The 10,796-nt window shown below is 56.9% G+C and carries 11 protein-coding genes; 1 reads left to right on the plus strand and 10 read right to left on the minus strand.

Going from position 1 to position 10,796, the window contains the following annotated elements:
- Positions 1–173: 173 nt before the first annotated feature.
- The 10 genes from C772_RS14930 to C772_RS14975 form a co-directional block, all read right to left on the minus strand.
- A complete protein-coding gene (locus C772_RS14930; protein WP_008301325.1) occupies positions 174–380 on the minus strand; it encodes a hypothetical protein in 207 nt (68 codons plus the stop codon).
- Between the two features lie 163 nt (positions 381–543).
- On the minus strand, positions 544–918 hold the full coding sequence (locus tag C772_RS14935; RefSeq protein ID WP_008301326.1) for a hypothetical protein: 375 nt from the start codon (positions 916–918) through the stop codon (positions 544–546).
- A gap of 306 nt (positions 919–1,224) precedes the next feature.
- Entirely contained in the window at positions 1,225–3,585 is a 2,361-nt protein-coding gene (locus C772_RS14940; protein ID WP_008301328.1) for a penicillin acylase family protein, read from the minus strand.
- 380 nt (positions 3,586–3,965) lie between these two features.
- Positions 3,966–4,349, minus strand: coding sequence for a Na+/H+ antiporter subunit G (locus C772_RS14945; RefSeq protein ID WP_008301330.1), 384 nt, complete (start codon positions 4,347–4,349; stop codon positions 3,966–3,968).
- Positions 4,327–4,611: a Na(+)/H(+) antiporter subunit F1 gene (locus C772_RS14950; protein WP_008301331.1), complete on the minus strand. Its 285-nt coding sequence runs from the start codon at positions 4,609–4,611 to the stop codon at positions 4,327–4,329. The genes C772_RS14945 and C772_RS14950 overlap by 23 nt, the downstream gene beginning before the upstream one ends.
- Positions 4,611–5,129 (minus strand): Na+/H+ antiporter subunit E, encoded by a 519-nt coding sequence (locus C772_RS14955; protein WP_008301333.1) that lies wholly within the window; start codon positions 5,127–5,129, stop codon positions 4,611–4,613. Before C772_RS14955 ends, C772_RS14950 begins: the two co-directional genes overlap by 1 nt.
- Complete coding sequence (locus C772_RS14960) at positions 5,126–6,613, minus strand: Na+/H+ antiporter subunit D (RefSeq protein ID WP_008301335.1); 1,488 nt, start codon at positions 6,611–6,613, stop codon at positions 5,126–5,128. Before C772_RS14960 ends, C772_RS14955 begins: the two co-directional genes overlap by 4 nt.
- A complete protein-coding gene (locus C772_RS14965; protein WP_008301338.1) occupies positions 6,606–6,944 on the minus strand; it encodes a Na(+)/H(+) antiporter subunit C in 339 nt (112 codons plus the stop codon). Before C772_RS14965 ends, C772_RS14960 begins: the two co-directional genes overlap by 8 nt.
- A gap of 3 nt (positions 6,945–6,947) precedes the next feature.
- Entirely contained in the window at positions 6,948–7,370 is a 423-nt protein-coding gene (locus C772_RS14970; protein ID WP_008301339.1) for a Na(+)/H(+) antiporter subunit B, read from the minus strand.
- Entirely contained in the window at positions 7,357–9,759 is a 2,403-nt protein-coding gene (locus C772_RS14975) for a Na+/H+ antiporter subunit A (RefSeq protein WP_008301341.1), read from the minus strand. The genes C772_RS14970 and C772_RS14975 overlap by 14 nt, the downstream gene beginning before the upstream one ends.
- A 346-nt stretch (positions 9,760–10,105) precedes the next feature.
- Here C772_RS14975 and C772_RS14980 point away from each other — a divergent pair, with 346 nt between their 5' ends.
- Complete coding sequence (locus C772_RS14980; RefSeq protein ID WP_008301342.1) at positions 10,106–10,789, plus strand: adenine nucleotide alpha hydrolase family protein; 684 nt, start codon at positions 10,106–10,108, stop codon at positions 10,787–10,789.
- Positions 10,790–10,796: the final 7 nt, after the last annotated feature.

Genomic DNA, 10,796 nt, shown 5'->3' on the forward strand with positions numbered 1-10,796 from the left:
AAAAAGCAAACGGCACGGACTCTGGTCGCTTACCGCGGGCCGGCGTCCGTGCCGTTTGCTATATGGTGTTTACTTCGATGTTTCCGGGTCTGCGGCCAGCCATGTCTGAACCTCATTTTCCCCGGTATACGGACTGGTCCAACCAATCCCGAACCGGAAAGTCTGATTTTCTGTCAGGGCGTAGTCCCATATTCAAGGCCATTGTTCAAATAACGCCCGCTGCAGTCACGCCCGTATTCCGCTTCCTGGCCAAATGATGCCACCATGCCGATCGTGAGCCTGGTCGAACCGAGGTGAAATGAAATCGCCTCAAGCCTTTCCCCGCTTTCGATTTCTCCGGCCTGACTGATGGCAGACAGAGAGCATCGGATGCTCCGCAATCCGCTTCCTTTTATATTCATATACAATCAGAAATCGTCCATCTACATCCCGATACGGAAAATTTCCTGGAAGCTCGGCTGCGGTAAACTGGACTTCCTTGCCGTCAGCTTAAAGCTTGACCAGTCCCAAAGGGGTGCTCAGCATTCATTATTCCCCTCTCTCCTAAAAACCGGTCACGTTATCAAACGGCCGCTCCTCCCCGTTCACCATGACTACAATCGTGTCTTGCTTGGCGTCTGTCTTCAGCTCGTAGACGTGAGTTTCTGCAACGCCATCCTCCGTCCCGCCGGACTCGTCCAGCTTGATGATGACCCTGTTGTCTTTGATTTCATAGTCTGCCGCCACAGCATGCTCGGATTGAAAGACAATGTAGGACTGGTCTTCCGAAGAGAGCAGCTGAAGGGATAGGCCCGGATCGACTTGTTCCCATGCATAGCCCGGAATCTGATTGACTTCACTGAAGCTCGTGACTTCCGGGTCGCTGCAGCCTGACAGGAGCCCCGCGGCAATGATCGCGCTAACTATAAACCTTCTCACTTTCTTCCCCTCTCTCCGGATGACCCGTCCACTTATTTCAAGTTCGTGTGCCTTATTTCAAGTCGGGGACCCTTGTTGCAACTTCCGGCTCCTTGTTGCAAGTCTGCACTCCTTATTGCAACTCCCGGCCCCTTATTGCAAGTCGGGACTCCTTATTGCAACTCCCGGCTCCTTATTGCAAGTTGGGGCTCCATGCGGCATATCCGGACCCCTTACGGCAAATCGGCGGCCCAGGTGGTAAATCAGTGCGCCATATCGCAAATCCGCAACACCACGCCACCACGCCCCAATCACAAATCCATTCCTTCACGGAACCAACTTCAACTCGTCGCCTTCAGCGGTCCCGTCGATCCGGGTTTCGTGATAGTCGCCTTTTACCCAGTCGTCCGCCTGGTCATGGAACCAGTCGGATTTTACATGGCCGCTCTGGCCGGGGCCGACGATATGCCAGGTGCGCGAGAGGTCGGAGAGGTCGGCGACGAACCGCCAGGAGGCGCCGTGGTCGGTCGTGCCGTCGTAGTTGAATCCGGCTGCCTGGACGGTGACATGTGAGCCGGAGACCGGCGTGCGCGGCGGGTTCAGGTACCGCTCCAGGATCGGCGAGGCACCGCCGACCGGGTGCGGGAAGACGAGCTGGTGATAGTCGCCCCATTTCCAGTTGTCCGCGTCATCCCCGTAGGCATCCGCAATGGACATGACCGCCCGCTTGAACGAGTCGGTGATCCATGCATCGACTCCCCCGTATCCGCTCACCCAGGCACCGGGATTTCCTGCATAGGCCTGGCGCATCATTTCATCGGTGATGTGGTTCTTGCCCGGCATGAGGTCATAGACATCCCCAGGCATGGAGGGACGCAGCATGGTCCTCGGCAATTGCTGGATCCATCGGTGGAAGATCAGCGGCGCGCCAAGGTCCTTGTCGTCCTCGAGGTTCCAGTCTTCAAGCATCCGGACGGCAGATGCGTATTCTTCCGCCGCGCCCGTCGCCTTTAGCGAGCCGATCATGTCATCCAGAAACTCCCGGGCGTATAGGTTCTTCACATCCATCTGCAACGCCATCATGTCTTCCGGTGTCAGGTCATCCCCTTCCCGGAGCACTTCCGCGATCCGTTCATAGCGGTAAGGCTGCGCCCAGAATTCGGTGATGTGGTATGGATAGTCCTCTCCGATGACCTGGTTATTCGCAGTGGCGACAAACCCTTCTTCCGGGTTCACGGCACGCGGTAATTCGTCATATGGAATATAGCCCGCCCAGCCATACTCCGGCGAATCACCCGGCACCGGCAGCTGGCCATCCCCTTTTTTGCGGATCGGGATGTTGCCGTTCGCCTTGTAGGCGATGGTGCCGTCCTTTGCAGCGAAGACGAAGTTTTGCGCAGGCGCGTTAAAGTTTTCCAATGCTTCCTCGAACTCTTCCCAGTCGGACGCTTTATTGTACGTCAGCACGGCCTCAAGCTCCCGGGTCGGCTCAAGCGCTGTCCATTGCATCGACAGTACCGCCCCCGCCCCCGTGTCCTCGAGCATAAGGTCCGAAATGACCGGTCCGCGCCGCGTCGTCACAACCCGGAAATCCACTGTCTCCCCGTCCTTCACCCGGATCGGCTCGTCACGCACGTCCGCCTGCTCCCACTCCCCGTCATAGAGAAACTGCGTCGGGTCATCCGGGTTCGGCTGTTCGATATACAGATCCTGGACATCCGGCCCGACATTTGTCACGCCCCAGGCAATATCCTCATTGTGGCCGAGGATAATGCCCGGGATGCCGCCGAAGATGACACCGGCGACATTCTGCTCCGGCGACTCCAGGTGCATCTCATACCAGATGGACGGTGTCGTCAGACCGAGATGCGGGTCGTCTGCAAGAAGCGGCATGCCGGATGCCGTCTTGTCCCCGGAGACGACCCAGTTGTTGCTTCCGTTGAACTCCGGCGGGATCAGTGATGCATCAAATGCCCCGGCGACTTGGACCGGGTTTGCCCGGTTCGCTTCAATGATGGAAGGGGCGTCCTCCGGATAATGGATAAACAACTCCTCCATCTTTTCGCCGTCAAAGTTATTTACCGCCCAGTGACGGAATGCCAGCGCCTGCCAATGGCCCCCAAGGTCGTAGGCCATGAACTTCCCGATGGTGAGGGAATCCAGCGGCGTCCACTCCTCCGGCTCGTATCCGAGCAGGCTGAACTCGTATGGCAGCTGGCCTTCTTCTTTCGCCTCAACGATATAGGCGTTCACCCCTTCAGCGAACCAGCTGAGCACCTGTTTGGCTTCCTCTCCGTATCCCTCGTGTGACTGTTCTGCCGCATGACGGAGGCTGAACGTCCGGAACAGCTTGTCGGACGGGACGGCTGCCTCTCCGACCACTTCCGCAAGCCTGCCGGATGCCTGCCGGCGTGCCAGATCCATCTGGAACAGCCGGTCCTGGGCCTGGACAAAGCCCTGGGCCCGGTACAGGTCGGCGTCGGATTCAGCCCGGATATGCGGCACGCCCTTTCCGTCCCGGACGACCGTCACTTCCGACTGGAGCACCGGGACACGGAGCTCGCCTTCGGTGACCGGCGCGGATCTTCCTATGTAAACGTTTACGAAAATCAGTGCACCGACCCCCAGTACCACGGCCGCCCCCGCCGCATACAGGACAAAACGCAGCCACTTCGGCCACTTTCTCATTCCATCATCCCCCCTGACCTTTTGATTCTCCCCTTTCCTGAAAAATCCTTCCCGGCTGCCGGGCACCTGCAAGAAAAAGCAGATCCGAAAGGCTTTCAGCCTTCGGATCTGCTCGTTTTGTAGTCTGTTAACTCGATTATAGTAACAGGTACCGTTTGCCTCAATAAGCCTTATGGCGGATTGAAGCGGAGGGCCCGAGACACCTGCGGGAAAAGCGTTAGCCGAAGACCCCGCAGAGCGCAGCTCGAGGAGGCTAAGGCAACGCCCGCGGTAAGCGAGGGCCCGCAGCGGAAATCCGAAGGGTTTTCAGGAATAGAAAAAACTGCAGACAAAGGAGTATTCCCACTCACTTTGTCTACAGTCTGAGATCCGAAAGGCTATCAGCCTTCGGATCTGCTTTCTTTTTCCTTTTTGAGTTTTTCCCTGGCCTCAGCCAGTTCGTCCCCTTTTGAAATATCCGCCAGCCTGACGCCGGACCTGTGCGCAGCACGGATGATGACGTGTCCGGCTACAGGAGCCGTCAGGAAGACGAAGATGATTCCGAGCAGAAGGCGTACGCTGATAAATCGCTCTACAGCCCAGAAATAGAGGAAGGCACCGAGCAGCGAAAGCAGGACCGCGAGTGTGGAACTTTTCGTTCCTGCGTGCGAACGGGTGTAGACATCAGGCAGACGGATGATCCCGATCGCACTGATGACACTCATTACGCCGCCGGTGACCATAAGGATCGCCGCAATGTATTCAACGATTGTGTCTGCGTTCAACGATAATCCCCCTCTCGATGTATTTCGAGAAGGCGATTGTCCCGATAAAGCTCAGGATACCGAGGATCAGGATCACTTCCATGAATGCCTTTGTCAGGAGGATGCAGGACACGACCGCAATCGCCGCCAAAAGGTTCACGCCGATCATGTCGAGCGCGATGACGCGATCCGGCTTCGACGGTCCTTTCACGATCCGGTAAACCGAGATCAGGATCGTGAATGAAAACAGGACGAGCGAGATGAGCATGAGGATCTTCACCATTATCGCGTCACCTCCATGATCGCTTGTTCAAAATTGTTCAGCTGGGCAAGCAGTGCCTCTTTCGACGTATCAAGGTCCATCGCGTGGATGTAGAGTCCCTGCCCGTCTTCCGTCACTTCCATGACGACCGACCCCGGTGTGAGCGTGAGCAGAAGCGACAGCATCGTCACTTCCGCATCACTCTCAAGAACCGTGTCATAGCGGAAGATGCCCGGGCGAATCTTGAGGGTCGGGCTCAGTATCTGGGCGATGACGGAGATGCTGGACTTCACCAGCTCCCGGATAAAAATCAGGACCAGCTTGACGATGGCGAACAGTTTGCGCAGGTAGAACTGCGTGCCGAAAAACCGGTGCATGAAGAACACGATAAAGATCCCGACGATGAAGCCTGCGATAAACGTAGTCGCACGGAACTGGTCCTCGTCAAGAAGCAGCATCCAGAGGAACGCGATGAACAGGTTCAGGAGGAACTGGGCAGCTGTCGCCCCGAACCCTCCGTCTCCGGCAAACTTGTTCATGACTCCACCTCCCCGAAGACCGCATCGATATACAGGCCGGGATTGGCCATTACGCGGGCCGCATCGGAGACGAACGGCTCAAGCGCCTGTGCCCCGACTCCGATGCCGATCGTCAGGACGCCGAGAAGCGCAATCGGGATCAGCCGCCTCGCAGGAAAGAGGCGCTGGTCTTCACGATTGATGATCGTCTCGCCCCAGAAGCAGTTCATGAAGATCCGGAGCATCGAATACAGCACGACAAGGCTCGAGGCGAATCCGATAAAGAGAAGGAAGTAGTTCCCGCCCTCGACTGCGCCAAGGCCGACATACATCTTGCCGATAAATCCGCTGAGCGGCGGAATCCCGGCGAGGCCGAGCGTCGTCAGGAACAGCAGCCAGCCGAGGGTGGGATAGTTCCGGATAAGCCCGCTCATCTCGGTAATCTTCGTTTTGCCGGTCAGGTAGACCATCGCCCCGACGATCAGGAACAGGATCCCTTTGATGACCATGTCATGAATGAGGTAGAAAACGGAACCCTTGAAAGCTTCCTCATTAAAGACTGCCAAGCCGAGGACCATGAATCCGACCGCAATGATGACGTTGTACGAGGCAATCTGGCGGATGTCCGTATAGGCGATCGCGCCCAGGCAGCCGCCGATGATCGTCACGACCGCCATCGTTCCGATGATGGTGCCCAGGATGAACTCATCATGGTAGAAGATGAGCGTGAACGTCCGGAACATGGCGTATACGCCGACTTTCGTGAGGAGCGCCGCGAACAGGGCAGCAATCGGCCCCGGCGGCGAGCTGTATGAACCCGGCAGCCAGAAGTACAGGAAAAGTCCCGCTTTCAGCGCAAATACGATCAGGAACACGACCGCGACTGCGCTCAGGAGAGGACCCTGCCCGGCTTCCGCAACTCGGACGGAAATATGGGCCATGTTGAGCGTGCCGACCGTCCCGTACAGGAACGCAAGTGCGACGAGGAAGAACCAGGACGCCACTACGTTGATCGCAATGTACTTCATCGATTCCGCGAGACGGACCTTGCCGCCTCCGAGCGTGATCAGCACGTACGATGCAAGCAGCATGACCTCAAAACAGACAAACAGGTTGAACATATCTCCTGTCAGGAATGAGCCGTTGACCCCTGCGACGAGGAAGAACGCGAACGGATAGAAAAACATGTTTTCCATCCGGCGCTCCGTCGCAGTAAAGGCATACAGGATGATGAGTGTGGAGACGACCGATGCGGTCAGGACCATCAGTGCCGAGAACGAATCCCCGACGAACAGGATGCCGAACGGCGGCTCCCATCCGCCAAAGTCGAGCCGGATGATGCCTTCTACCCGGATTTGGAGAAGGATTCTGCCGGAGATCGCGACCAGTGACAACAGGGACAGGATACTGACAATCTTCTGCGCCTTCACGGAAGGGCGCAGGAAAAACAGCACAAATCCGGTGAGCAGCGGGAGAAGCATCGGGAGGACAAGAATATTATTCACGATCAATCCTCCTGATGGTGTTCATATTGTCAGACCCGCTTTCCTCGTAGGTCCGGTAAGCCAGCACAAGCAGGAGCGCAGTGGTCGCGAAGCTGATGACGATCGCCGTCAGGATCAGCGCCTGCGGCAGCGCATCTGCATACGGGCCGTCGGATTCCCGGAGAAGGGGCACACTGCCTTCACCCGCACCGGCCATCGTGATGATGAGCAGGTGGACGGCATGCGACAGGACCGCCGTGCCGAGGATGATGCGGACCATATTGCGGGACAGCAGCAGATAGACCGCCACGGTCACGAGGATGCCCACCAGGATGGTCATATGGAATTCCATCTGCTACACGTCCTTACTAATACTCAAGATAATGGTGACGACCGTTCCGATGACAGTAAGGGCGACGCCCGCCTCGAATATGGTCACCGTGGCGAGCTCGGTCAGCCCGAAGATCGGCAGGTCAAAGTAACCGAAGCCCTGCGTGAGGAACGGTTTGCCCAAAACAGCTGCCGCGGTCCCCGACAGAAGCGACAGCATGGCACCGAACGCCGCAATCTTGCGGAAATCGAATGGCACGCCCTGGTGGACGGTTTCGATATCGAAGACGACATACAGGAGGACAAGCGCCGAAGACAAAACCAGCCCCCCGACAAAGCCCCCGCCTGGGTTATGGTGGCCCGACAAGAACAGTTCGACGCCGAAGGTCAGGATGATAAAGACGACAACACGGGTGACCGTCCGCAGGATCACATCATTTTCCTTCAACGTCATCCCCTCCTTTCTTCGGCTTGAGGGCGATCAGCGTATAGACACCAATGCCCGCGATAAAGAGGACCACGACTTCAAGCATCGTATCAAATGCCCGGAAGTCCCCGAGGATGGCGTTGACAATGTTGCTTCCGCCGGCCAGCTTGTACGAATCCTCGAAGTAGGAAGAGATGGACGCGTACACGTCATAACCCTGTACGGTCAGCCCGAAAGCAGTGACAAGCGTCCCGGCACCGATTGCGATGAGCCCGTTGACAACCTTTGTCCTGAGCGGTGAATCCTCCGGCTTCCATTCAGGAAGGAAGTGGAAGCACAGAAGGAACAGCACCGTCGTCACCGTCTCGATGACCGTCTGGGTAAGCGCCAGGTCCGGCGCCCTGAAGAAGACGAAGAAGATGGCGACGGAATAGCCGAGGACGCCGTTCAAAAGCGTCGCCGTAATGCGGGACCGCGCAAACAGCATCGCAATGGCGGCGAACGCCATGATAATGACGAACGAGATTTCGAATATGCCTACCGGTCCCCTGCTGAAGTCCGGTTCGAAAGCGCCCGTCAGGAATAGCATTCCGCCAACCGTGACGAGGAAGAACAGGTAGATGAAAGCGAAATAGTCACGGCTTCTGCCTGTCATATACAGATCCGTCACGATGGTGGAGGCGGCTTCGCCGGTCTGAAGCACTCCGCGGTAGATGGAGTCCATCGTCCACCGGAAAGGCGCGACACGGTAGATCCTCTTCCAGTGGCGGAATGTGATGAACAGCAGCAGGCCGAGAGCGATGACGCCGAATGTCATGACAAGCGGCAGATTAACACCGTGCCATGCCTCAATCTTGGGGACAAGATTTGCCTCCTGTGAAAGTACCGGGAACATCACCTGCATGGCCGGACCGATCACATACTTGCCGACCACGTTCGGGAAGAAGAAGATCAGGATGACAAGCGCCGCAAGGATACCGGGCGCGACAAGCATTCCCTTCGGGGCCTCATGCGGAGTGCGGTCGATCTTCTCCGGCTGGACAGGCCCGAGGAACGTCCGGTAAACGATAATGGTGCAGTAGACGAATGTAAACACACTGGCGAGCCAGCCGACTACCGGGAAGAGAACTTCGGCACCGCCGGCAAACGGCTGTCCGGAAGCGATATCCACTGCCGCGCCAAAGAACATCTCCTTGCTCAGGAAGCCGTTGAACGGCGGCAGTCCCGCCATCGAGAAGCTGCCGATCACGGCGAACGTGAACGTCACCGGCATGAAGGACATCAGTCCGCCGAGGCGTCGGATGTCCCGTGTTCCGATTTCATGGTCGACAATCCCGATGACCATGAAAAGCAGTCCCTTGAACGTCGAATGGTTCAGCAGATAGAACAGCGCAGCAAAGCCTGCAGCCGCATAAACCGTCGGATTACCCGCGGCATCAGCGGACAATGCGGCAGAGCCGAAACCGAGAAGGCTCATGATCAGTCCGAGCTGGCTGATTGTGGAATACGCCAAAAGTGCCTTCAGGTCGTTCTGCTTCATGGCATTGAACGCCCCCCACAGGAGCGTCACGATCCCGGCTATGGTCAGTGACCAGAACCAGGCTTCCAGTCCGCCGAACAGCGGAGTGAACAGGGCGACCAGGTAGATGCCTGCCTTGACCATGGTCGCAGAGTGCAGATAGGCACTGACAGGGGTCGGCGCCTCCATCGCATCAGGAAGCCAGATATGGAACGGAAACTGGACGGACTTGGTGAACGCACCCAGCAGGATCAGGAACATGGCGGGGATGATCATCGATTCTCCGGCCAGCGTGTCCCGCATTCCGATGATTTCACTGATGCTGAATGTACCGGTCATGAAGTAGAGCATCAGGAAACCGGCAAGCATCGAGACCCCGCCCATGACCGTGATGAGCATCGCCTTCTGCGCCCCGTACCGGGAACCCTTCCGGTGATACCAGAACGCGATGAGCAGGAAGGACGAAATGCTTGTCAGTTCCCAGAATGTGTAAAGGAGCATCAGGTTGTCCGAAAAGACGACGCCGAGCATGGCGCCCATGAACAGGAGCAGATAGACATAGAAGTGGCCGAGCGATTCCCTCGGCGAGAGGTAATAAATAGAATAAAGGGCGACAAGCGTGCCGACCCCCGTGATGAGGAGCGCAAAAATCATGCCGAGGCCGTCGACACGGACGGCAAGGTCGATGCCCGCATCCGGTATCCAGGCATAAGAGGCGTCGATCACCTCACCGTCCGCAATTCTCGGGATCAGCCTGACCAGGGTGGCAAACAGAACAAGCGGCACCGCCATGACGTACCAGCCGATCAGACGGTCGCCGATCAGACGGTGCATGGCAGGCAGAAGCGCTGCCATGATGAATGGGAGAAAGATGACAAAAACAGCGTACATGTGAACCTCCAATCAGCGTGGTGAACCCCTTCCGGGCAAGCCGCCTTGACGGAATGACCGGCAGGGCGCATAATATGGGGCAACAGCGTCCGGAGCCCCCGCGGGGAAAACGGACAGCAGTTATGTAGAAAGGGCATGCGAAACGCAGCGACCGTGTCCAACGGCCCTGATTTCCCACTTAAAAGTATACAGGAAATACGCACCTTTCGCACTTCCTGCCACCCTTGTTTCCGGTTTTGTTGTATTTTCCGCGACAATGTCTTATAATGTGTTGGTTTTCGAATGAGGCGCCGGGCAATGTTCCCCGGAAAGCCCAGCTATTATGAACAAGAGGTGACTCACCGCCATGTTGAAAAAGCCGGGAATGGATGAGTGCATTCTCGTTTGTGTCTATTATGGCCCGAACGGCGAGCGGCTGATCCGGAGAGGCCACAAAATGGCCAGTATGCTCAATTGCCCGTTTTATATCCTGACGGTCGATCCGCTTCCGTTCGACCAATTTGATGCAGACAAGTCCGAGTATGTGGAGCGATGGCAGGAACTGGCCGAAGAACTCGGCGCGCAGGCGTTTATTCTCCGGGACAACGAGCGCCTTCCTTCCGCAAAGGCCATCAAGGAAGTGGCCTATGATAAGAATGTTACCCAGATCGTCATCGGCCAGACCGCGCAAAGCCGGTGGGAAGAGATCACGAGGGGATCATTCATCAACGTTCTGCTCAGGGAGATCCCGTTTGCGGATCTGCACGTCGTCTCCGTCGCGAGGAATATCAAATCCGTCGAAGAGGATATGTACGAGAAGGGTGTCCGTGCGTACCTGGTGAAGGATGGCGACGGCTACCGCGTCAGCTTCACCCAATCGAAAGGCTGCGAATTCGAAGGGATCTTCTTTAAAGAGATGGGGACCGACTTCAACAACGGCATCTTCAAGTTCATGCACGACCACAAGATGTGCCAGGTGCATGTGGATGATGACCGGATCGAGGAAACGGGAACTGTCGAACGCATGGCGGAGGAAAAGCACGTCCAATAATGAAAAA

The organism is Bhargavaea cecembensis DSE10 (assembly GCF_000348905.1).
In the GTDB taxonomy this organism is placed as follows: domain Bacteria; phylum Bacillota; class Bacilli; order Bacillales_A; family Planococcaceae; genus Bhargavaea; species Bhargavaea cecembensis.

Coding starts and splice junctions, on each gene's coding strand:
- C772_RS14940 (WP_008301328.1), bottom strand. CDS start 3,585: ATGAGAAAGTGGCCGAAGTGGCTGCGTTTTGTCCTGTATGCGGCGGGG.
- C772_RS14955 (WP_008301333.1), bottom strand. CDS start 5,129: ATGAACAAGTTTGCCGGAGACGGAGGGTTCGGGGCGACAGCTGCCCAG.
- C772_RS14975 (WP_008301341.1), bottom strand. CDS start 9,759: ATGTACGCTGTTTTTGTCATCTTTCTCCCATTCATCATGGCAGCGCTT.
- C772_RS14980 (WP_008301342.1), top strand. CDS start 10,106: ATGTTGAAAAAGCCGGGAATGGATGAGTGCATTCTCGTTTGTGTCTAT.
- C772_RS14950 (WP_008301331.1), bottom strand. CDS start 4,611: ATGGTGAAGATCCTCATGCTCATCTCGCTCGTCCTGTTTTCATTCACG.
- C772_RS14965 (WP_008301338.1), bottom strand. CDS start 6,944: ATGGAATTCCATATGACCATCCTGGTGGGCATCCTCGTGACCGTGGCG.